Origin of the sequence: Labrenzia sp. CP4 (genome assembly GCF_001579905.1) — a bacterium.
Lineage (GTDB): Bacteria > Pseudomonadota > Alphaproteobacteria > Rhizobiales > Stappiaceae > Roseibium > Roseibium algicola.
Genome location: NZ_CP011927.1, coordinates 4153232 through 4174294, shown reverse-complemented (window position 1 = coordinate 4174294; position 21063 = coordinate 4153232). Strand labels below are relative to the sequence as shown.

Here is a 21063-nt window from a genome sequence, read left to right as displayed (position 1 = left end):
CCATGGCCCTAAATCTGAAGCTGAACCTGACACGAAACCTTCCCGATCCGGACGGCTTTTATGAGTATCTGGTCTCCAGTCAGCGCCATATGAGTGACGAGGAAGCAAACTGCATGAATGCCAGGCTGATCCTCATCCTCGCCAACCAGATCGGCGATCCGGATGTCCTCAAAGCCGCCATCGACTTTGCGGCCAATCCGAAGGCGGCAGATAAAAGGGAAGCGGCCTGAGCAGAAGGGGCTGGAGCACGTGTGGTTCGCATTGCCGTGGCTGTTGTCCGGATGGCTTCAAAACCTTTGATTTTCTGCAATGTCGAGCATGAGGAACCTGTCATCCCAGCGAAGACCGGGATCCAGTAATCTGCTGGCCCCGCCGTGGTTTTCAGCCGGGACTCGCGGATACTGGGTCCCGGTCTTGCCGCTTGTGCGGCAAACCGGGACGACAAGGAAAGAGATCGGAAGCAGGCGCCTTTTTCTCACGCCCTGAGCCGCGCCATCGCATAGGCGTCGACAAACGACCCGGAGCGGAAGGCAAAGTCCTTGTGGGTGCCTTCTATTTCGAAGCCAAGTGTCTGATAGAGCCTGACGGCGGCATCATTGTCGGTGAAGACGGTCAGTTCCAGGCGGCGGATGTTCATCCAGTTGTCCGCTATTTCGATCAGCTCTGTCAGCATCGCCCGGCCGATCCCGCGTCCGGTGTAATCGTCGTGTACGCCCATGCCCAGACTGGCCGCATGTCCGCGCCGTCCGGCGGAACGGGCAAAACCGGCGGCGGCGACCAGAGTCCCGCCCAAAATGCCGACCAGGGAAACCTTGTCCGGAGAGGACTGGTTCACACGAGCCTCGACGTCCTTGCGCCTGGGATAGGGCAGGCGCAAGGTACCTGCCCGGAACTTCGGCAGACCTTGCAAGACGGTCAAACCGTTCACGTCGTCCGGTGTTTCGGCGCGTATAATCAGGCCTTCAGGCCAGCTACCTGCCCTGGAGACCGGTGCAAATTCCGCGGGGATGTCTGAAATGCTCATTTTGCTCTCATTCGTTGGATCGAGAGAGCAGGCATCTGACAAACCCTGCTCTTCGAAGCAGGGTTGCGATGCGATCCGGCTAGATGTCTTCAGCCAACAGTGATCCCCTCGCGTCCCCTGCGGGAACGACGATATGCACCACGGTTAGATGAAGGGTCGCGCGATTGATCATGCCTCACAATCTTATGTTGTGCGCTGTCTGTCAATTGACGGCATAAGATCTCGTCTGGGGGAATCTCCGCCAAGCCGTTTTGCAAATGAAATGCCTGACGTCACACTGGGAGCATCGATCATGACATTGGAGGCCGGGGTGAAAATCGGGCTGGGCGGCGGGTGCCATTGGTGCACGGAGGCCGTCTTTCAGGCAATTGCTGGCATTTCGAAGGTGGAACAGGGCTTCATCCGCTCCGATCCGCCAGAAAATGCCTGGTCAGAAGCGGTGGTGGTGACCTTCGATCCAGTCGTGTTGCCGTTGGAGGTCCTGCTCGAGATCCATCTGCGCACCCACTCCAGCACCTCCCACCACAAGATGCGTGGTAAGTATCGCAGTGCCGTATACGTTTATGACGCCGGTACAGGTGTGAAGGTCGGAAGGCTGATGCGCGCCTTACAGCAGCGCTTTGACGAACCGCTAGTGACGCGCGTAATGACGCTTGCCGAGTTCAAGGCCTCCGACGAACAGTTCCGGAACTACTATGCCAAGGGGCCGGAACGCCCGTTCTGCAAGACCTATATCGACCCGAAGCTCGCCCTCCTGCGCAAACAATTTGCTGCTGCTCTGAAGCCGGAACGACTGGAAGCCGCGGAATAGACGAAGACTGTAAACAGGTCAGATTTTTGTCTGTCAGGGATGAGGATGCGGAAAGCCGTGGCGCTCGGTGAGCGTGGCGAGGATCGCGTCCTTGTCATTGATGAATCCGCCTTCGGAGAGCACCAGCACAGGCAGGGACTGATTGTCTTCCCCCAGAAGTTCGGCCACTTCCCTGCGCGGTTTCGGCCAGGCAATGCGGCGAACGTCAAGCCGGTCCGCAAGCTCCGGAAACGAGGCGAGCACGCCTTCCATGAGCGCGCAATGCCAGCAATAGAAGGTCTTGCCAGGATAGGCGGGGTCTTCAAATCCAGGGGCGAGCATGTAGAGCGTGTCTTTCATGCCTTGGGCCTTTGCGTCGACTCACCGGATTTGGATCTGGCGCAGCTATGCGGCAGACCAGCCCAAGCTGCAAGCTCCTGATCCATTCTGGTAAGGAAGACCATCTGGCAGGAGTAGATCACCCCTAAAAGGCCACCCAGGGCGACCGCAGAGAGTAGACCCCGGATCTGCGCGGTGCTTGGCCGGGGAGACGCACAACTTTTGCTCGTCTGGCGCCTCTCGCCTCAGACAGAGGCTCTCACCCGAACGGCCAGGAACCGTTCTCGCCAAAGAGGCTTTTCACGTCCGGCCATTCAGCGCCCTCATGATGAGCGGCGATCTCCAGAAAGATCTCTAGAAACTCGAAGCAGCCGTCGTCATGCACCAGATGGTGCGTCAGGAGGCCGACCGGCTCGGCGCCGGTGTTGCGCCGGCGGGTAAGCTGCAGGTCGAAGCGCAGCCGTGCACTTTCCCAGCCGATGAAGCGCACCTGCTTTTTCCATTTCAGGATGTCGATGTGCGACTGGAGCTGATGCGCACGCGGAAAGTTGTGCCAGGTGAAGGTAGAAAGACCCGACAGGCCGATACCGGGCAGGCGGCGGGAGATTTCAGGATCGATCCGGTTCCAGGGCGGCACCATGGCCTTCACGAACTTGTCGCCAAAGAGTTCCAGAAGGCGGTCATGACCTGCCTTGAGCTCGGCCATCAGTTGGTCCGGATCCCGCCGGGAACCAAGCTCGGCTGCTTTTTCGCCGAGGTCCTTCCGCTGGAAATTCTTATGCTGCCAGCCGTGTTGCAGAACCAGCGCATGTGGTTGATCGGCGAACCGCTCTGCAAGGGCTTTTGTCGCCATCTTGGGGATGACCGCGAAAGCCAGATCGACCTTGTGGGTGTTGGCAAGCGACAACATACGTTCAAGAGCTGGTGTCGGTTCGATAGCGTCGTCATCGCGCCACCAGAAGCGGACCTTGCGGCCGCGTTCGGCAAACCAGTCGAGATGATCGGTAAGCTCTTGCCGGAAGCGCTGCGGGTCAGTGGTCATGACATCCGGTCTTTCAGGTCTTGAAGCAGGACACGGGCGCTTTCCTCCGCACCACCCAGGCGGACGCTGTGCTTGCTGCGCGGAAGAGCCAGAGCATCGTCTATGGCAGCGGCAAGCCGCTCTGGTGTGAGGTCTGCTTCCGGCGTAACGATCGCCCGTCCATGGCCGGCAAGCGCTTCCGCGCGTTGTGTCTGTTCGGTCTCGTTGATCTGGGCAAAGGGCACGAAGACAGCCGGAACACCAGCCTGAAGAATGTCGAGCACGGTGTTGTAGCCTGCCTGGCTGACGGAAAGGCGCGCCCGTTTCAAAAGGTCCGGAAAGTCGCGCCGGGCGCGCTCGACAATGACGCCATCCACCGCGCTTTGCCGGTAAATGGCAAAGGCGTCGTCGGAAATGTCGTGACCGATCAGCACTCGCCACGGCGTGTCTTCCGCGCGGCGCGACAGTGGTCTGGCTTCCAGTGCCGCCGACAGCAGGCTTTCGGCAACGGCGCCGCCACCGCAGGAAATGATCACCTCGTCCTCGCCGTCCGGTCCTTCCACAGCAGGCCGTGGATCGCCGCCGACATAACCGGTGTAGCGAACCAGGTGGTCGACTTCCTCGGCAAAGGGGAAACTGTCTGCAAGGCGGATGAAGTCCGGATCGGAATGGATCAGGATCCGGTCGTAGAATTTCAGCGCCTGGTCCGCCATCCAGCGTTCTTTCCAGAGCTGCTTCTTGCGCACCAGAATGTCGCGAATGGAAGTGGCAATCAGCGGGACCTTGCTGCTCGCCTTGGCCGTTTCCAGAAGAGGGGCCAGCTCGAAGTCAAGCTGGCGACGACCGAAGGGGTAGGTCTCGGTCAGGAGCAGGTCGAAGTCGTCGGCCTGAAGAACTTGAATCGATGCTTTAACGCGAGCGATTTTCCAAGCATCGTCAATATCTTCATTGTCCAAAGTCACAAGACGCTTGAAGGTCGCGTCCGGACTTCTGCAGGCTGGCAGTTCGACGATCTTCAGTGATCCGGTGTCGAGTGTCGGCGGTATTGTGTTGCCGCTGGCAAGTGTCACCTCAACGCCTTCGGCGGCCAGTGCCTTACCGATGGCAGCGGCCCGCACGACATGGCCTGTCCCGAGCAGATGCTGAACATGTATGAGGGCCTTGAAGCTCATGCGTCTTTCGTCTCCCGGCGGCTCAAGTGGTTCCGCATGGCCTTTTCGGCAAGTGCTTCCAGCCGGGCAGCGCCTGCCGAAAGCGTATGGAAATGAAGGATGTGGTGGCGGGCTGCCAGGCCAAGCCTGTCCACAAGCGCCGGTTCCCGCATGGCTTGGCTGAGGTTGGCGGCAAGTGCGGATACATCGCCCTCGGGGGACAGCAAACCCGTTTCGCCATCACGGACAATGTCGGGAACACCGAATGTGTCACCGGCAATCACGCCGACACCTGCTGCCTGCGCTTCCAGAAACACGAGACCAAATGCTTCCCGGATTGCAGGCCAGACGAAAAGGTCGTGCCGGGCGTATTGAGCTGGCAGGTCTTCACCGGCAAGGGCGCCGAGCCAGGTAATTCGTTCGGGTGGAAACAGGGCAAGGACCTGCTCGCGCATCGGGCCGTCGCCGATGAGCGTCAGATGCCAGGGCAGGTCCCGAAGTTCGCCCAGTGCCGCGGCAAGCACTTCGTAAGAGCGCTGCTTGTCACCTTCGCGCATCATGCCCACGGAGAGCAGTTTCAAAGGACTTGCCGCAAGCGGTTTGGCATTGGTCGATGCGGCGAGAAAGGGATCGGCATCCAGAAACGGCAGCAGGACCGACAGGCAACGATGCGGCACGACCGCCGCAAGGCATTCGGCATCAGCGTTGTGGATGGCGGCAACGGCATCGGCGCGCTTCAAGGCTTCATCCGCGGCGGCAAACCCGAAGGCCCAGTCGCCCTGCTGCCGTTTCGGCGCACGGCTGGCTTCAACGATCGCATAGGGAAGGTCGAACCGGTCGGCAAGCGCCGGGCCGATCCAGTCCGGCGCCTTGTGATAGAGATGATAGGTCAGGAACAGATCCGGCCGATAGCCAGATTGTTGCCAGTCGGCGCTTATCCGGTCTTCCTCTGCCAGCGCCTCATTCCGTACCTCTGACTGAATGTCGTCGCTGCCATCCTTGCGCCAGGACCTGAAACGGCTGGCAATCGTCACTTCGTGCCCCAGACTTTCCAGAGCCTTCACGATCAACCGTCCCATGGTCCGGTCACCGGACGGGACCGGATGATCCAGGGGCTTCATCGGGGCAGTGAAGGCAATCTTCATGGTTTTCCTGGGGTTCTGCCTAAAGGACTTTGCGGAACTTGTCTGCAAGGCGGTCGAGGCCGGGGTCTGTCGAGAACGTTGTTCTGACCCTCGTGGCCGCGGCAAGGCCGAGACCGTGACGGGTCTCGGGGGCGGTAATAAGGCGCTGCATGGCCTCGGCCAGTTCCTTTGGTGCGCCAGGGGTAACAAGCACACCGGTTTCACCGTCGAGGATCAGTTCGGGTATCGCCGAAACCTTGGTGGACAGGCAGCAGATGCCCATGGACTGGGCCTCCATCAGGACATTGGGCAGGCCGTCGCGGTCACCGGATTTCGCGAGCTTCGATGGCAGGACGAAGAGATCCGCTTCGCGGCAGGTGGCGATCACCTCTTCGCGCGGCTGCGCCCCCCGCCAGGTGATTCTGTCCGACAGTCCAAGCGCATCCGCCCGTGCCTTCAGGTGCTCGGAAAGGTCTCCGCCGCCGATATGGGTGAAGTGCCAGTTGAGAGACGCAGGCAGTTTTGCAAGAGCATCCAGAAGGTCGTCATAGCCTTTCTTTTCCACGGCCCGGCCAACGGAAACCAGGCGCACGGGCTCACCGCTGCCGTCACGCGTCGTGGCTTTGGTCTTGGGCTCCGGAAAGCCGGAAAAGTCGAGGCCGTGATAAAGCAGCTCGATCTTGTCCGGATCCTCGGCAAGGCCTTTCAGGTGTTCGGCATTGACTGCCGTACAGGTCACACCCCAGGCCGCATCGTTGATCTTGGTTTTCAGGTCCCAGTCGGGGCTGGTCCAGATGTCCTTGGCGTGTGCGGAGAAAGACCATTTGCGGCCGGATAGATGCGCAGCATAACGCGAGGCGGAGCAGGGGGTGTGCAGATAGTGAGTGTAGATCCAGGTCACGTCTTCCGGCAGTTCATGGGCGAAGACGCAACCCTGAGCCCACCTCCGTCGCCGGTCGGCGTTGGGTTGATGCGCGAAATCGGCATCGAACAGAGCCTTGGCAGCCTCGAAGGTCGGCTGTTTCTCCGCCCAGCGTTTGGCGCGGGCAACCCGGGCCGGGTCGTCTTTCACGTATTCCGGCAGATACATGATTTCGGCTGAAATCTGCCGGTGCAGATCGTGAATGTACGGGTCGTACGGCTTGCGCAGGGCGACGATCAGGATCTCGACACCTCGCCGCTCCAGACCAAGCATTTCCTGGGCGATAAAGGTTTCGGACAGGCGAGGATAGCCTTTGACCACAACGGCGATACGGGACATCGGTCAGCCCTTGAAAGAATGCGATTTGCGGGTGGCGATGGTCAGAAGTTGACCAGCTTCCGGCTGGCTGCCTGCTGTTCGTCGAAGATTTCTCCAACGCGGTTGGAGATGATATCCAGACCGCCAAGCAGATTGTCGACGCCGGCTGCCGAAGGCGAAGCCATGCCCGGAAGTTCGGACAAGGCCGCAGCCATCAGGTCGGGATCCGGATACTGGTCGATCGGCAACACCTTCAAGAGGCCGCTTTGTTCGGCCCGCTCAGCCCGGATAGCCTGTTCCCGGCGCGGAATGACACGCGGTACCATCAGGGTTGGCTTGTCGAAGGACAGGATCTCGCAGAACGTATTGTAACCTCCCATGCCGACAATGGCTGTGGCATTGGCAAGATAGGGTTCGATCTGCGGTGTGAAGCGGATGATCTCGACGTCGCGCAGGTGTTCGGCGCGCTCGCTGAATTGGGTTGCGGCGGCCGCCGGCATGAAGGGGCCAAGCACGATCAGGGCCGGGAAAAGCGGACGCTGCCGGGCTTCGTAGGCGCGCATCACCCAGTCGACCATTTCAACGCCATCACCGCCGCCGCCTGGCGTCACCAGGATATAGGGTTCTTCGTCAAACGGCGCGGGTGCGGGATTTTCGAGCGCCGATTTCGGCAGCTCACGGCGCAGGTAACCGGTATAGCGCAGCTTGTCGCGCACCGATTGCGGCAGGTCGATGCCTTCCAGCGGATCACAGATATCTTCCGGTCCGTAGATCCAGATCTCGTCGTAAAGGTCGCGCAGGGCCGGATAGACGTTCTTGCGGTCCCACTCTTCCTTCAGCACCTTTGGGTCGTCCATGACATCGCGCAGGCCGAGTACGAGCTGGGTGTCGGTATCCTTCAGGGCTTCCAGCGTCCGCAGCACTTCCCCACGCAGGCCAAGCGGTTCCTTGTCGACGATGAAGATGTCCGGATCGAACACCTTGGCAGTGTGTTCGATGATCGATGACCTGATCGCCAGCGTCTGGTCGATGTTGATATGCAGCGACAACGGAGTGTACTCGCCGTTGCGCAGCTTGATCACGCCGGGAATGCGAACGAAATCGACACGGGAGCGAAACTCGAAACTGCCGATGATCGGGGAGCCGGACAGGATCAGAACAGACAGCGTATCGAAGTCCCCGACCAGGGATTGCGCAATGGCCCGGCAGCGTCTGAGATGGCCCAACCCGAAGGAATCGTGGCTGTAAATGAGGATCTTCGGCGTCTTGGAACTCATACTGCCCCTAAATTTGTAAAACTGCCCCGAAAGGCTTATGTCTCAATTGATTGGCCCTTGTCACGTGCGGATATTTCTTGACAGGGGACTTTCGACAAGGAACGGTCTGCGGACCCTTTTAAAGCGGTTGTGGCAAATGTTAATCCCGGCTGGCGCAACTAACTCGGATCGCTAATATACCAAATATGATCTGCTTGCACATATTTGATCCTTGTCTGTTTGGATGAGCTTATGGAAAAGAGCCTTTTCGGTTTTATTTGGAAATACAGCGCCAGACAGCAAATCTTCATTCTCATGGTCACCGTACTCACATACCCGGTGGTCTATGTCCTTCTCGAACTGCCAAAACTGATTGTCAATGATGCCGTCCAGGGAGACAATTTTCCTCGGACGATCCTTGGCGTCGATTTCGATCAAGTTCCATATCTTCTTCTTCTGTGTTTTGCCTTCCTGTTTCTGGTCGTCGTCTCGAACGGGCTGAAATTCTACCTCAACGTCTACAAGGGACGTCTCGGCGAACGCATGCTCCGGCGCCTGCGGTTCGAGCTGTTCCAGCGGGTGCTTCGCTTCCGCTTGCCGCATTTCAGAAAGGTCAGTTCGGGCGAAATCATTCCGATGATCACGTCGGAAGTGGAGGATGTCGGCGGTTACATTGGTGAAGCCTTTGCGCTGCCTGCCTACCAGGGCGGCATGCTGATCGTTCAGATCGGCTTCATCTTCATGCAGGACCCGCTACTGGGGCTTGCTGCCATCAGTTCCTATCCCATCCAGGGCTATGTGATCCCGCTTTTGCAGCGCAAGGTGGTGCTGTTGTCCCGGCAGCGGGTGCGCAACATCCGCGTCATTGCCGACAAGGTTGGCGAAAGCATCACGGGTGTTGCCGAAATCCATGCCAACGACGCGGCGGCCTGGCATTCGGCGGATATCTCCGACCGCCTCTACGAGAACTTCAAGATCCGGTATGACATCTTCAACCGGAAATTCCTGATCAAGTTCCTGAACAACTTCATGAACCAGCTGACGCCGTTCTTCTTCTACCTGATCGGCGGGTATCTGGTCATTCAGGGCAATCTGAGCATCGGTGCCCTGCTGGCGGTCATCGCGGCCTACAAGGATCTGGCTGGCCCCTGGAAAGAGCTGCTTTCCTTCTACCAGATGACTGCGGACGTCAGCGTCAAGTATCAGACTGTTGTCGAAAACTTCGACCCGTCGGATATTTATGACAAGGAGCGCCTGACCTCGGACGATACGGTCGACCTTTCCGGCGACGTCAAGCTCGAGAATGTCAATTTCTCCGGCGGTGCGGCCGGGCAGGAGGTTGTCGACGTTTCGCTGACCGTTCCCTCCGGCAGTGCTTGCGCGATTGTCGGTCCGGACGGATCCGGAAGGTCGGAGGTCCTGCAGCTTGCCGCCGGGCTCGTTGCGGCCGTCTCCGGCAAGGTCTGCATCGGCAGCCACGATCTCGACAAGTTGACGGACGCCACTCTCGGCCGGCAAATCGCTTATGTCGGCGGGGCAGTGCATGTCTGGACGGGAACGATCCGGGACAACCTCTATTACGGTCTGCGCCACCGTCCGCTCGTTCCGCCCCAGCGGGAGGGGGAAAGCCTGAAGAACTACAAGCGGCGGCTTGCCGAAGCCAAGGAAACACGCAACCCCACGTATGACCTTGCTGCCGATTGGGACGATTTCGCTGCCGCGGGTGTCAGCAACGAGAGAGAACTCGACACTAGGGCGCTTGAACTGCTCGAGACCGTCAAGATCGACAAGGACATCTATCGGCTCGGTCTGCAGTCGCGGTTCGATCCGACGATGGACGATGGCTTTGCCGACAAGATCCTGAACGTGCGCAAGGCACTCGCCGAGCGCATTGCCCACGAACCCGAACTTGGCGGCCTGGTCGAGCTGTGGCATCGCGATCGCTTCAATGCGAGTGCCAGCCTGGCGGACAACCTGTTCTTTGCCGTGCCGGCCGATCCGGAAATCACCATGGACCAGGTGCCGGACCTCGATGAGGTCAAGGCCTTCCTGGCGGAAACGGGCTTCGATCAGAAGCTTCAGCAAATCGGCCTCAAGATTGCCGAAACCATGCTGGAACTGTTCTCCAATGTTTCCGGCGACAGCGGTCTGCTCGGGGCCTACTCCTTCATCACGCTGGATGAGATTCCGGATTTCGAGCGCATTGTCCGCATCGCCAAGTCCGATCAGCCACGCCCGGGCCTGACAGACGCCGATCGGTCACGTCTGACCGGGCTGGCCTTCAAGCTGGTCCCCGCCCGGCATCGTCTGGGTGTCATGACCGACGAATTGAAGCGCGATATCATCAGCGCCCGCCAGACGTTCCTGGAAGAGGTCGTCAAGAACAGCGACAACTTCGTTGCCTTTGATCCGGATGTCTATCTGCCGCCGCTGACCATCGAGGACAACCTCCTGTTCGGGCGTGCACGCGTCGACCGACGGGATGCCCGGCGGCGTATCGACGATGTTATCCGTACCATTGTCGAGGAAACCGGTTTGCGGCGCCCGATCATCTATGCGGGCTTCGGATACCACGTCGGTGTGTCCGGTTCGCGCTTGTCTGCCGGCCAGCGCCGCAAGATCGCTCTGGTCCGCGGTCTTCTGAAAAACGCAAAAATCACCATATTGGACGATATCGCCACCGGTATGACGGACGAGGACAAGACGCTTCGCGAAGGCTTGAGGCAAATCCTGTCTGGCAAAACATTCCTGTTCGGCACATCCAATGCCGAAATAGCAGCTGAATTCGATCAGCGCTTCATTCTGGATCAAGGACGGCTTTCAGAAAAAGGGTAAGACGGTGGGTGTGACAATAGGTGGGCAACCGGTCTGCGGAGACCGGCCGGGCGATTCGGTTCGGTCGGAACGAAAAAACAACGGGCGCGGGAGAAGAAGATGACACTTGAAACCGAAGTCGAGGCACTCCGCAAGGTGCCATTGTTCCGCGGGATCGACGAGACCAAGCTGAGGCTTCTGGCCTTCATCAGTGATCGGACCGAGTACCCCTCCGGCGAACGTCTTTGCTCCCAGGGAGAAGAAGGTGATTGCGCCTTCATCATCCTGTCCGGCGATGCGGATGTTCTGGTCGACACGCCTGAGGGAGAAAAAAAGGTAGCGCAGGTTTCGGAAAATTCAATTGTTGGCGAAATCGCTATTCTGTGCGACGTACCAAGAACCGCGACACTGGTCGCAGCGAATGACATGGATGTTCTCACTGTTTCGAAAGACGATTTCTTGAAACTATTGAAAGAATTTCCGGATATCTCGCTGGAGGTGATGCGGACACTGGCGCTGCGGCTTGAACGGACGACCCGGGATCTTGCCGACGCACGTCGAGGGGCTGCCAGCGGTTAGGGAGTAACACGTGGCTGAGGAATTTTCGCTTCGTTGCTGGGGCGTCAGAGGGTCCACCCCGACGCCGGGGGCGAGCACACTCCGCTATGGCGGCGAAACGTCGTGTTTCGAGATCCGGGCCGGCGACGCACTGGTTCTGGTCGATTGCGGTTCCGGCGCTCGAAACCTGGGCGTGGAAATCTGCGGGTGCAAGACACGAACATTCGATTTGCTCTTCACCCACACCCATCTCGACCACATCTGCGGTCTTCCCTTTTTTAAACCCGCCTATGATCCGAGCTTCTCCGTCACTGCCTGGGCCGGACACTTTCAGGACGAAACCAGCCTCGTTGACATCGTCAGCCGGATCATGTCGCCGCCGATCTTTCCAGTGGCGGCCAAGACGTTGAAGGCGGTCGAGTTCAAGTCCTTCAATGCCGGAGACCTCATCCCGCGCACCGATGATCTCGTCATCCGCACCACGCGGCTTAACCACCCCGGTGGAGCGTGTGGTTACCGCTTCGAATTTAAGGGCAAATCGATTTGCATCATCACGGATCACGAACATGGCGATCCGGAAATTGATGCAGCTCTACCTGATTTCGTGCGCAATTCCGACGTCATGATCTATGACGCCATGTTCACTGACGACGAATACGACACCTACAAGGGTTGGGGACACTCCACCTGGCAGAAGGCCGTCGAGCTGGCAAAGGCCGGCAACGTAAAGACCCCCGTTCTGTTCCATCATGATCCGCGCAGGTCCGACGACGAGCTCGATGAAATCGGTCTCGCCGCTCAAAACGCTTATCCCGGAACACTGGTCGCCAGTGAAGGCATGACCCTCAAGCCGTAAGCACCGCCCTGCCAGACAAGCCTCGTTTCAATAATAAAAAAAGGGCGGCTCAAATAGCCGCCCAAAAAATCAATAAGGCTTAAAAATAGATCGATCGCCGGTTGCTGGAATGCGGGAATCCCGAGATTGCCACCGGAAAACAAACACTTGTGACTTGAAACGCCGTCACACGTGCCTGCCGGATACGATCAATAGTTGTTTACAGGGTGTAGGAATTACTTGCATGGTCCATTTGGACTATAAATATGTATTTTCCGCAGCTGGGGAAGGGCGGATAGTTGGCCAGTAATTGGAAGTGTGCCGGCCTCTGCAAGACTGGCGCAATGACGAAATGGTCGGAACTTGATCAATGTTAACGCGCTGCCTCCGTTTTTTGCATATGTATTGAGGTGGAGCGTCGCAGGGCGGAGCGGGCTTAGCGGAAGCTGAAGCGTCAATCTGGTCTGCCCGATTTCGTTTACTGGCGTGATGCCGCAAGAACTCCCGGGGGGAAGGGTTGGCTGTCGCAGCAGAAGAATTGATTAGGCTGTCGAACCTTGCTGTATCGGCGGCACTGGATCCTGGGCGGTGGCAGGTTTTTCTCGACACGCTGAGCTGCAGCCTTGGTACGCGCGTATGCACGCAGCTGATCGGCTACGACGACCTGACCAAAGCCACGCCGCTCACCTTTTCGTCAGGATACGACCCGTACATTCTGGAACTTTACGACGAGCACTACGCGGACAAGAACCCGTTTGCTGCCAACTTTGCCACCTGCAAGGTGGGAGACGTCGTATCAACCCATCAGCTGTGCCGACCTGAAACGCTGAAAAAGACCCAGTTCTACGCCGACCTTTTGTTGCCTCTTGAAGATATTACCGGTGGCGGTGGGTCGATGCTGGCACTGGATGGCGATCGCATGTTCCTGCTCGGTGGCAACATGCGCTCGAAGGACCGCGACAAATACGAAGACGACTGGCTTCGCCTGTGCGCGCAACTCGCCCCGGTCATCCGCCAGTCACTGGAAATAAATCGGACCATCTCCGGACTGACCTTCGAGAAATGGGCTGCTGAACAACATCTCATGGGATCTGGGACGGCGATTTTTGTGATCGATACCGCGATGCGGATCCACTATGCCTGCGCGGAGGCGCAAAATCTCCTGGCCTCAGGCTCTCTTGTCGGTTGTGGTTTCGACAGGCGTCTGCATTTCCGGTCCGAAGAGGATCAAGGCAGGTTCGCTGGTTTCGTGCAGCTACAATCCATGGGTGGTTTCGATGTGTTTCGGAACTGGCAGGCAACGGATGGCAGAGGCAGGAACTGGACCTGTCGCTCAATAGGTTTGCAACTGGGGGATCTGGACAAGACGCCCTTCGGTGTTTTCATGAACAAGGCGGTCTCTGCAGTACTTCTGGCGGTCAGGCCCGAAGCAGGCAGCGACACGTTCCTGGCTCAAATGCAGAAGAAGCTTGGCCTCAGCCCGGCAGAAGCGGCAACGGTCCTGAAGCTCGCAGATGGCCGGACACCGGCGGAAATAGCCCAGGACCGTGAGATCAGCATTTATACCGTGCGCAACCAGATCAAGGCTGCGCTCTCCAAGACCGGGTCGCGACGTCAAGCCGAACTTGTGCGCAGTGTTGAGCAATTGCGTTTGCAAGGCAGCCGGTAAGGGCCTGCTCACGTCCACTCACTTTACCGCGGGGTCGCTTGCGCAATCCGCAGTGCCGGTGGAAAATCCGCGCACGAGCAACGTCTTATCGGCGGCGAGATGACCACCATATCCCAGACACTGCGTTACATCCTGCAAGGCGGACCTCCGGATACCGGCATTCCGGAACGGGTCAGGGCCGAAATCCGTGCCCGAGAAGCGTCCTCCGAGCGCCTGATCGGCTGGGTCCAGCTTGGGCTCGTGCTGTTTTTCTCACTGCTTTACGCCATTGCACCAAGGGCTGAGGGATCGGCCGGTTTCAACTTTGTGCCTATTGCCCTTGCAGCCTACTTTCTGTTCACCGTCCTTCGGCTTGTGCTGTCGTACAGGTTTGAATTGCCGCGCTGGTATCTATTTGTGTCGATCGGTGTCGACATGGCTCTCCTGGTCGGGTTGATCTTTTCGTTTCACATTCAATACGGCCAGCATCCGACGTTCTATCTGAAGACCCCAACCTTGATGTATGTCTTCCTCTTCATCGGGCTAAGGGCTTTGCGGTTCGATCCGCGTTTCGTATTGACCACAGGTCTTGTGGCGGTCACGGGCTGGCTCGGACTGGTGTTTTATGCGGTGTTCGCAGACATGGACCACATGCGCGTGACCCGTAATTATGTCGACTACCTGACGGGCAACACCATCCTGATTGGTGCCGAACTGGACAAGACCATGGTTATCCTGGCCGTGACGGTCATTCTGTCCGTTGCCCTCTACAGGGGACGGTCGATGCTGTTCGAGGCTTCGAAAGACCACGCGGCTGCAATGGACCTGAGCCGCTTCTTCTCGCCGGAAGTTGCGGCCTCTATCACCGGAGCGGACACGGAGTTGCAGGCCGGCGAAGGAAGCTTGCGCGATGCCGCCATTCTTTATGCCGACATCCGTTCCTTTACGTCCACCTCCGCCACTCTGCCTCCGGAAACTGTGCTGGCGGTCCTGGCCGAGTACCAGAACCTGGCTGTTGATGTGATCGTTGAGGAAGGAGGACGGGTAGACAAGTTTCTGGGTGACGGCATCCTGGCAACCTTCGGTGCTGTCTATCCCTCCACGACCTACGCCGCCGATGCGCTTCGGGCTGCAAGACGTCTGGTGGAAACCGTGGAGCGGGAACAGCAGCGTTTTCGGGACGCCGGCTGGCCGGGACAATTGCGCATTGGAACAGCGGCTGCCGCCGGGCCGGTCACGGTCGGTGTGATCGGTTCCAGGGAGCGCCTGGAATTCACGGTGATTGGTGATGCCGTCAACTGCGCTGCCAAGCTGGAAGACGCCAACAAGAGCCAGGGAACCAAGGCGCTAACAGACAAGGCGACATTTGATCTGGCCGTTGCACAGGGGCACGACCTGCCCTTGATCGAAGCAAGGTCGGATGCGGCAGTCCAGGGTATCAAGCGTCCTGTCGACCTGGTGGTTCTGGCCAGATAGGCCGTTGAAGGCCCGCCGAACTGCCTTTTTGGTCAATACCGAAACACTTGACCGAACCGTCAATCTGGGCCAATTTGCCTTCAAAATTGACCTAATCGTCAATTGAGTAGATTAAATTCATTGATTTCAATGAATTGCATCCGTTTGGAGGTTTCTGTGAAACTGGACTCAACACTTTCAGCCATCGTGACAGGCGGTGCATCCGGGCTCGGAGCCGCCACCGCGCGCATGCTCGCGGCCGAAGGCCTCAAGGTAACGCTGTTCGATCGCAATGCCGGTCAGGGGGAAGAGGTCGCCGCAGAAATTGGCGGCGTCTTTGCCGATGTCGATGTGACTGACCAGGCGAGCGTCGAAGCCGGTTTCGAAAAGGCGCGCGCAGCCCACGGTCAGGAGCGGATTCTGGTCAATTGCGCGGGTATTGCACCTGTGGCGAAGACGACGTCTCGCGGCGAACCTCACCCGATGGACATGTTCGAGAAGGTGATTTCCGTCAACCTGATCGGGTCTTTCCGGTGCCTGTCGATTGCAGCAACGGGCATGGCCGCACTGGAGCCTGTCACGGCCGACGGTGGACGTGGTGTGATTGTTTCCACGGCTTCGGTTGCTGCCTTCGATGGCCAGATCGGTCAGGTGGCCTATGCAGCCTCCAAGGCAGGGGTTGCAGGAATGACGTTGCCTGTCGCCCGTGACCTTTCCAAGTCCGGCATTCGTGTCATGACGATCGCACCGGGCATTTTCGAGACGCCCATGCTGTTGGGTCTGTCACAGGAGGTCCAGGATTCGCTTGGCCAACAAGTTCCGTTCCCTTCGCGCCTCGGCAAGGCGACCGAATATGCGAAGCTGGTCAAATCCATCTGCGAAAACGACATGCTGAACGGCGAAACCATTCGTCTCGACGGCGCGATCCGCATGGCACCCCGCTAACACCGCTATTTGCGGGGGGCTGCCAGAGCGGCAAGAAGAACAGATCTATCCGGTTGGTGGCTGAAGGGTTGCGGCCGGATAGGTTGTGTCAAAGTCCTCCAAAGTCACACTTTTTCATACGCATGACCGGAAATCCCTTTTAAGGTTACGCTACTGCTTCCGCCATATCGGGCGGAGCGAGGGCGTAAGGGGGAATTCCGATGGCGGAAAATATGCACGAGCTTGCTCCGCATCATCTGCCGCCTTTCATACCGGCTGCGGACGGTGGTGATTGGCTTTTTACCGTGATGCTGGTCGTGCTGATTTTCGGCGGGATCCTTGTCGGGGTGTTCTATCTGCACCTGCATTCGATCCCTGAACGGCTAGCCCACAAACACGGGCGCATGCAGTTCGAGCTTGTTGCAGTCCTCGGTCTTCTAGCTCTTTTCACACACAACAACATCTTCTGGGTCGCAGCGCTTCTGCTCGCCTTCATTCAGCTTCCCGATTTCTGGACACCGCTGGAATCGATGGCCCATTCCCTGAGTCGTCTGGCCGGAACGGGTGGTGTTTCGTCCGAAACCTTGGTCGAGCATGATCTTGAGCAGGAAGAGCAGGAGCTGGAGGCCGGCACGAGTGCGTCGGAGGGAGCGCCTCACGAACCACCGTCAACGCCAACCGGTCTTTCCACTGCATCGACAGCCGAACAGGAGAACAAACATGTTTGAGCTCCTGTTCTGTTCCCTTCTCACCATATTGCCCGACTATCTGATCCGCAGATATGTGCAGGGAAAGCGCATCGGCCGGGAAATAACGCTCTATTCGGTCTGGTTCGAGCTGCGCTACGGCATCGTGCTGTGCCTGATGCTGACCGTGTCCCTGATCACGCTGATTTTCTATTTTCATCCAACGGCAACTACGGCGGTTTCGACATTCCGGACAATTCCGATACTGCCGGAAAGTTCCGGCAGGGTCGTCGAAACCTTCGTGCCGCGTGAGCTTGAGGTGGACATCAAGGCAGGTGACCCGATTTTCAAGCTCGACAGCACGCGCCAGGAAGCGGATGTCGTGACCGCGCAACAGCAATTGGTCGAAATCCAGGGAGAGCTTGCGCTGGCCCAGAGCGAACTGGCTGTTGCCAATGCCCAGACCGAGCAGGCGCAGGCAGCACTGAAGCAGGCGCAGGACGAGCTAGACACGAGGCAGGAGCTTTTCACCCGCAATGCCAATGTCGTGAGTGAACGGGACATCGAAAAGCTGCAGAACACGGTGGATGCGCGAACCGGCGCACTGCGCGCGGCGCAGTCGAATCAGGAACTCATCCAGACCAAGATCACGGTATATCTGCCCGCGCGCCTGAAAAGCGCGGAGGCCAGATTGCACGAGGCGCAAGTGGAACTGGAGAAGATGACCGTCTACGCCGGTGTGGACGGCACCATGAGCCAGTTCATCCTGCGCCCAGGTGACATCGTCAACCCGATGATGCGGCCTGCAGGCGTGCTAATTCCCACGGATGCACAGCGAGAGCGAATCGTTGCGGGTTTCGGCCAGATCGAGGCCCAGGTTCTCAAGGAAGGAATGGTGGCGGAAGCGTTCTGCGGAGCCGTACCTTTCACCATTATTCCGCTGGTCGTGACAGAAGTGCAGTCGCAGATCGCTTCCGGGCAGATAACAACCTCAGGCCAGCTTTTTGATGCCGCTCAAAGTGTGAAACCGGCAACGATCACCACCTTGCTGGAACCGCTTTACGAAGACGGCCTGGCTGACTTGCCACCGGGCGCAATTTGCACGGTCAACGCCTACACCAGCAATCATGACCGTCTGTCGTCGGGCGAACCGATTGGAACCGGCGAGTTCATCTTCCTGCACGTGGTCGACACGGTCGGTCTCGTCCATGCGATGATCATTCGGCTTCAGGCGCTGCTGTTCCCGATCCAGACGCTGGTGCTGACGGGCCACTAGAACGAAAACATCCCGTCAGGACGGTGGGAAACCGTCCTGACGGGGTGGGTATCATTCACTTCGTGTAGCTGACCACTTCAAACTCGATGCCATCGTCATCGTCGAAATAGAACCTGCGGCCCGGCTCGTAGTCGCCGTGATTGTGCGTGTGATAGCCATCGGCCTTGATCACTGCTTCGGTTGCGTCGATGTCGTCGACGACGACCGCGATGTGGTTGAGCCCACCGTGGTGGCTGTAGCTGTCTCCGGCAACCTTGCTGGTTGTACCAGGCGGTGAATAGGCCGCCACGTAGCTGGTTTCGTTGCCGATGTGATACGTCGTGCCGCCGCCAAGGCTTGCACCTTTCCAGCGAACCTTCCAGCCGAACCAGCTTTCCAGACGTTTGGCGGTCGCTTCCGGGTCACTGACCGTGACGTTCACATGTTCCAGGAATGCACTGCTCATCTCGGTGTCCTTTCAGGGTTTGACCTTTCGTGGACACCAGACATAATTCCTCAACCTTAGTTGAGGTCAAGAGAGGCGAGGCGACATTTTGACGAAGGTTATGAAAGGCACCGATCTTCTATCCATCGGGGATCTGTCCGAGCGGACGGGACTGTCCGTTTCGGCGATCCGGTTTTACGAAGAAAAGGGACTGGTGCACCCAAGCCGGAACGCTGGAGGCCAGCGGCGATTTTTAAGGGCCGACATCAGGCGCCTGTCCTTTGTGCTGGTCGCACAGGAATTCGGGTTCTCGATTGCGGAGATCGCAGCGCAGCTCCAAAGATTGCCGGAGGGGCGGGCACCGACCAAGGCTGACTGGACCAGGATCAGCAGAGATTTCCGATCTCACCTCGATCGGAAAATCGAACGGATGACTGCCTTGCGGAACAAGCTCGATGGCTGCATCGGCTGCGGATGCCTGTCGATGAAGACTTGCCAGCTCTACAACGCAGGAGACGCCGCGGCCAGCAAGGGACGTGGCCCCCGCTTTCTTCTTGGCGATCGTCCGGATTTCGCCAGGGACTGACCCCCGGGCGGCGTTGGGAAAGTTGCCGGGACGCCAACAGGCTGTCCCGGCTCCTGATCTCATCTGTTGTCCAGTTGAGCCCTTACACGTTTCAGACCCAGCGGCGTGATCCGATAAGGGCCGCTGTTCCTGGAGGCGATCAGCCGTTTGTATTTCAGCTTATGGAAAAGCTGTGGTGAGCAGCCACCCCAGAACCAGCCTTCACGGGTGACGGTTTCATGTTTGATGACACGACCATCCTCATCCTTTTCCAGAAGGATATAGCCGCCTTGAGCCAGCAGGTGGAGGACCCGCTGCTCGGCTTTGGAAATGTCCATTGATTTGAATTTGCCTGAAAGTATGCACAGAGCTTCAGCCACCGCAGCTAATCGCCTGCAGTGCTGATGTGACTGGCCCCGACTGACGTCAGCCGGGGTCTACCGGGACTGTTGCAATCCGCGCATAAAACCTCTCAGTTGGTGGGAAGGCCCTTAGCACACGCTGCCAAACGCGACAACGCGCCGAGGCTCAATGCAGCGGTGAGGCTGGGTGATTTGCAGAGGCTGTTGCAAATCTGCTGCGATCTGGAAACGCAGGATTTCGATTTCCTGGTTCGACCGGGTGAAAACGCTTCAGCTGTGTTCAGCCGGCCAGTAGCCGTTGTCCGGGTTGCGGGAAACCGCAATGGCCTCGACATCCCGCGAGCCGCAGGAAGCGCAAGTAAGTGTTTCGCTCAAGGACGAGACTTTCTGGTCTCCGGTGAACCGTGAAAAGTTCATGTAACGGAACCGGCCACAGTGATTGCACAATATGGCAAGGCGTCGGTCGGTCTTGAAGAGCGTGTCGACTGTTGGGTCGTCTGTTTCAATAGATGAGAGTAAAGTCATGGCCTTTAAAACTTAATTTAAGGAATGGGAGCTGCCAGAGGCAATGCATGTCAAATACTTGTATTAACAAAAGTAGCACAGAGTTTTGCTGTACAAAACCGTTTAAATTTAGGTGAGCTGAGGGTCATGTCCCCGCGTTATGCCAGGGAAATGGGACTGTTTCATTCAATTACATGGCTTTACGGCCAACTGCTGAGACGAGACTGCAGCAATTTGCCGCCGGACTAATGTCCTTAAACTTGGAAACCGGCTCGCATTTTGTCCCGCACAAGGCTATGAGGAAGCCATGATGACGCTTTCAGAAACCTGGTACGACCTCTTCGGCCTTGCTGGCCTGCTCAACCCGTTTGCGCTGCTGATCGGCGGGTATCTGGGGTGGAAGGCCGACCGGCTGCAAAAGCTCTGGATCGCGGGATTCGCGGCGGCAGCGCTGACGCTCATTCTGGATGTGGCGATTGGCGCGCTGCCCGTGCCGCAGCCTTTTGCGCATGATGCCGGTGCGCTGGCTGTCTTTCCGTTCCGCTTTGTCGGCGGTTTGATTGCGTCTGCCGTGACCTATTGGCTCAGCCGCCGCGTGAAGCGCGCCTGAAGCCGGTGCTGCCGCGTTTTCAGCTGTCGATCCAGCTGTTGAACAGGGGAGCGTTGGGACAGTTCGGCAGGGCTTCATCCGCGCCATCGGGATGGCGTTCAAGCCAGGCACGACAGGCTTCGGTTTCGCTGCAGTTGATGCATCGATAGGCGGCAGACCTTAACGCCGCACCCGTGTGCACACCGGTCGGGACGTGGTTCATCGCGCCGATTGTGTCCAGCATCCTGCCCATCAGTTCCGCGCGTTCGTTGAGGCGATCCATCCAGTTCAAGCCGTTTCTCCTTCCGACGGGACATGTGCAGACATTGTCTGCCAAGGCCTTCTGTCTCTTGATGCCGCTCTGGTTTCCGGCACCGGTTATGAAGGACACAATGCAGCAGAAACACCTGCGTTACCTTGATCAGGGTCAACTCTGGGCAAGCATTGCGAAACCAGCCATACTGCAGGTTCATGATTC

22 protein-coding genes are annotated in these 21063 nt (G+C 58.2%); 12 read left to right on the top strand and 10 right to left on the bottom strand.

The genetic code is table 11. The features are described 5' to 3' along the window. Positions 1-2: 2 nt before the first annotated feature. A complete protein-coding gene (locus tag ACP90_RS19225) occupies positions 3-230 on the top strand; it encodes a DUF2783 domain-containing protein (RefSeq protein ID WP_062489414.1) in 228 nt (75 codons plus the stop codon). A gap of 245 nt (positions 231-475) precedes the next feature. Here the strand turns inward: ACP90_RS19225 and ACP90_RS19220 are convergent, their stop codons facing one another. Further along, the gene (locus tag ACP90_RS19220; protein WP_062489412.1) at positions 476-1024 is read right to left on the bottom strand and encodes a GNAT family N-acetyltransferase; all 549 of its coding nucleotides are present in this window, start codon (positions 1022-1024) and stop codon (positions 476-478) included. 292 nt (positions 1025-1316) lie between these two features. On the opposite strand from ACP90_RS19220, the gene ACP90_RS19215 reads away from it, so the two are divergent. After that, positions 1317-1835: a peptide-methionine (S)-S-oxide reductase gene (locus ACP90_RS19215; protein ID WP_031268097.1), complete on the top strand. Its 519-nt coding sequence runs from the start codon at positions 1317-1319 to the stop codon at positions 1833-1835. 33 nt (positions 1836-1868) lie between these two features. On the opposite strand, the gene ACP90_RS19210 is transcribed toward ACP90_RS19215, so the two are convergent. The 6 genes from ACP90_RS19210 to ACP90_RS19185 form a co-directional block, all read right to left on the bottom strand. Further along, positions 1869-2174 carry a DUF3088 domain-containing protein gene (locus tag ACP90_RS19210; protein ID WP_062489410.1) on the bottom strand — a complete coding sequence of 102 codons (306 nt, stop codon included), beginning with the start codon at positions 2172-2174 and terminating at the stop codon, positions 1869-1871. A gap of 238 nt (positions 2175-2412) precedes the next feature. Beyond that, positions 2413-3195, bottom strand: a complete 783-nt coding sequence (locus ACP90_RS19205; RefSeq protein WP_062489409.1) for a polysaccharide deacetylase family protein — start codon at positions 3193-3195, stop codon at positions 2413-2415. Next, a complete protein-coding gene (locus ACP90_RS19200) occupies positions 3192-4346 on the bottom strand; it encodes a glycosyltransferase (protein ID WP_062489407.1) in 1155 nt (384 codons plus the stop codon). The genes ACP90_RS19205 and ACP90_RS19200 overlap by 4 nt, the downstream gene beginning before the upstream one ends. Continuing rightward, positions 4343-5470 carry a glycosyltransferase family 4 protein gene (locus ACP90_RS19195; protein WP_062489405.1) on the bottom strand — a complete coding sequence of 376 codons (1128 nt, stop codon included), beginning with the start codon at positions 5468-5470 and terminating at the stop codon, positions 4343-4345. The genes ACP90_RS19200 and ACP90_RS19195 overlap by 4 nt, the downstream gene beginning before the upstream one ends. Positions 5471-5489: 19 nt before the next feature. Next, complete coding sequence (locus ACP90_RS19190; RefSeq protein WP_062489403.1) at positions 5490-6710, bottom strand: glycosyltransferase family 4 protein; 1221 nt, start codon at positions 6708-6710, stop codon at positions 5490-5492. A gap of 41 nt (positions 6711-6751) precedes the next feature. After that, positions 6752-7966, bottom strand: a complete 1215-nt coding sequence (locus tag ACP90_RS19185) for a glycosyltransferase (RefSeq protein WP_022997787.1) — start codon at positions 7964-7966, stop codon at positions 6752-6754. 294 nt (positions 7967-8260) lie between these two features. Between ACP90_RS19185 and ACP90_RS19180 the strand changes: the two genes are divergently transcribed. From ACP90_RS19180 to ACP90_RS19145, 8 genes are all read left to right on the top strand, one after another. Next, complete coding sequence (locus ACP90_RS19180) at positions 8261-10780, top strand: ABC transporter ATP-binding protein/permease (protein WP_208993368.1); 2520 nt, start codon at positions 8261-8263, stop codon at positions 10778-10780. 99 nt (positions 10781-10879) lie between these two features. After that, positions 10880-11338 (top strand): Crp/Fnr family transcriptional regulator, encoded by a 459-nt coding sequence (locus ACP90_RS19175; RefSeq protein WP_006931293.1) that lies wholly within the window; start codon positions 10880-10882, stop codon positions 11336-11338. A 10-nt stretch (positions 11339-11348) separates the two neighbouring features. Further along, on the top strand, positions 11349-12173 hold the full coding sequence (locus ACP90_RS19170; RefSeq protein ID WP_062489400.1) for an MBL fold metallo-hydrolase: 825 nt from the start codon (positions 11349-11351) through the stop codon (positions 12171-12173). Positions 12174-12669: 496 nt separating this feature from the next. Then, on the top strand, positions 12670-13821 hold the full coding sequence (locus ACP90_RS19165; protein ID WP_062489397.1) for a helix-turn-helix transcriptional regulator: 1152 nt from the start codon (positions 12670-12672) through the stop codon (positions 13819-13821). A 99-nt stretch (positions 13822-13920) separates the two neighbouring features. Further along, positions 13921-15276: an adenylate/guanylate cyclase domain-containing protein gene (locus ACP90_RS19160; RefSeq protein ID WP_062489396.1), complete on the top strand. Its 1356-nt coding sequence runs from the start codon at positions 13921-13923 to the stop codon at positions 15274-15276. A gap of 156 nt (positions 15277-15432) precedes the next feature. Then, complete coding sequence (locus ACP90_RS19155) at positions 15433-16200, top strand: SDR family NAD(P)-dependent oxidoreductase (RefSeq protein WP_062491777.1); 768 nt, start codon at positions 15433-15435, stop codon at positions 16198-16200. A gap of 200 nt (positions 16201-16400) precedes the next feature. Next, positions 16401-16907 (top strand): hypothetical protein, encoded by a 507-nt coding sequence (locus ACP90_RS19150; protein ID WP_088665264.1) that lies wholly within the window; start codon positions 16401-16403, stop codon positions 16905-16907. Then, positions 16900-18141 carry an HlyD family secretion protein gene (locus tag ACP90_RS19145; protein WP_062489394.1) on the top strand — a complete coding sequence of 414 codons (1242 nt, stop codon included), beginning with the start codon at positions 16900-16902 and terminating at the stop codon, positions 18139-18141. Before ACP90_RS19150 ends, ACP90_RS19145 begins: the two co-directional genes overlap by 8 nt. Before the next feature lie 55 nt (positions 18142-18196). Here the strand turns inward: ACP90_RS19145 and ACP90_RS19140 are convergent, their stop codons facing one another. Then, on the bottom strand, positions 18197-18586 hold the full coding sequence (locus ACP90_RS19140) for a VOC family protein (RefSeq protein ID WP_062489392.1): 390 nt from the start codon (positions 18584-18586) through the stop codon (positions 18197-18199). 100 nt (positions 18587-18686) lie between these two features. Here ACP90_RS19140 and soxR point away from each other — a divergent pair, with 100 nt between their 5' ends. Continuing rightward, positions 18687-19151, top strand: coding sequence for a redox-sensitive transcriptional activator SoxR (soxR, locus tag ACP90_RS19135; protein WP_062489389.1), 465 nt, complete (start codon positions 18687-18689; stop codon positions 19149-19151). Between the two features lie 59 nt (positions 19152-19210). Here soxR and ACP90_RS19130 read toward each other — a convergent pair whose 3' ends face one another. Beyond that, entirely contained in the window at positions 19211-19468 is a 258-nt protein-coding gene (locus ACP90_RS19130; RefSeq protein ID WP_022997776.1) for a YjhX family toxin, read from the bottom strand. An 835-nt stretch (positions 19469-20303) separates the two neighbouring features. Between ACP90_RS19130 and ACP90_RS19125 the strand changes: the two genes are divergently transcribed. Continuing rightward, complete coding sequence (locus ACP90_RS19125) at positions 20304-20606, top strand: hypothetical protein (protein WP_022997774.1); 303 nt, start codon at positions 20304-20306, stop codon at positions 20604-20606. A 19-nt stretch (positions 20607-20625) separates the two neighbouring features. On the opposite strand, the gene ACP90_RS19120 is transcribed toward ACP90_RS19125, so the two are convergent. Continuing rightward, positions 20626-20868 carry a DUF6455 family protein gene (locus tag ACP90_RS19120; protein WP_062489387.1) on the bottom strand — a complete coding sequence of 81 codons (243 nt, stop codon included), beginning with the start codon at positions 20866-20868 and terminating at the stop codon, positions 20626-20628. Between the last annotated feature and the right edge of the window lie 195 nt (positions 20869-21063).

Bases quoted from the DNA above. Each gene is read 5' to 3' on its own strand.
- ACP90_RS19200 (WP_062489407.1), bottom strand. From the start codon at position 4,346: ATGAGCTTCAAGGCCCTCATACATGTTCAGCATCTGCTCGGGACAGGC.
- ACP90_RS19220 (WP_062489412.1), bottom strand. From the start codon at position 1,024: ATGAGCATTTCAGACATCCCCGCGGAATTTGCACCGGTCTCCAGGGCA.
- ACP90_RS19215 (WP_031268097.1), top strand. From the start codon at position 1,317: ATGACATTGGAGGCCGGGGTGAAAATCGGGCTGGGCGGCGGGTGCCAT.
- ACP90_RS19190 (WP_062489403.1), bottom strand. From the start codon at position 6,710: ATGTCCCGTATCGCCGTTGTGGTCAAAGGCTATCCTCGCCTGTCCGAA.
- ACP90_RS19125 (WP_022997774.1), top strand. From the start codon at position 20,304: ATGATGACGCTTTCAGAAACCTGGTACGACCTCTTCGGCCTTGCTGGC.
- soxR (WP_062489389.1), top strand. From the start codon at position 18,687: ATGAAAGGCACCGATCTTCTATCCATCGGGGATCTGTCCGAGCGGACG.
- ACP90_RS19145 (WP_062489394.1), top strand. From the start codon at position 16,900: ATGTTTGAGCTCCTGTTCTGTTCCCTTCTCACCATATTGCCCGACTAT.
- ACP90_RS19225 (WP_062489414.1), top strand. From the start codon at position 3: ATGGCCCTAAATCTGAAGCTGAACCTGACACGAAACCTTCCCGATCCG.
- ACP90_RS19210 (WP_062489410.1), bottom strand. From the start codon at position 2,174: ATGAAAGACACGCTCTACATGCTCGCCCCTGGATTTGAAGACCCCGCC.
- ACP90_RS19185 (WP_022997787.1), bottom strand. From the start codon at position 7,966: ATGAGTTCCAAGACGCCGAAGATCCTCATTTACAGCCACGATTCCTTC.
- ACP90_RS19195 (WP_062489405.1), bottom strand. From the start codon at position 5,470: ATGAAGATTGCCTTCACTGCCCCGATGAAGCCCCTGGATCATCCGGTC.
- ACP90_RS19130 (WP_022997776.1), bottom strand. From the start codon at position 19,468: ATGGACATTTCCAAAGCCGAGCAGCGGGTCCTCCACCTGCTGGCTCAA.
- ACP90_RS19140 (WP_062489392.1), bottom strand. From the start codon at position 18,586: ATGAGCAGTGCATTCCTGGAACATGTGAACGTCACGGTCAGTGACCCG.
- ACP90_RS19205 (WP_062489409.1), bottom strand. From the start codon at position 3,195: ATGACCACTGACCCGCAGCGCTTCCGGCAAGAGCTTACCGATCATCTC.
- ACP90_RS19150 (WP_088665264.1), top strand. From the start codon at position 16,401: ATGGCGGAAAATATGCACGAGCTTGCTCCGCATCATCTGCCGCCTTTC.
- ACP90_RS19120 (WP_062489387.1), bottom strand. From the start codon at position 20,868: ATGGATCGCCTCAACGAACGCGCGGAACTGATGGGCAGGATGCTGGAC.
- ACP90_RS19160 (WP_062489396.1), top strand. From the start codon at position 13,921: ATGACCACCATATCCCAGACACTGCGTTACATCCTGCAAGGCGGACCT.
- ACP90_RS19175 (WP_006931293.1), top strand. From the start codon at position 10,880: ATGACACTTGAAACCGAAGTCGAGGCACTCCGCAAGGTGCCATTGTTC.
- ACP90_RS19180 (WP_208993368.1), top strand. From the start codon at position 8,261: ATGGTCACCGTACTCACATACCCGGTGGTCTATGTCCTTCTCGAACTG.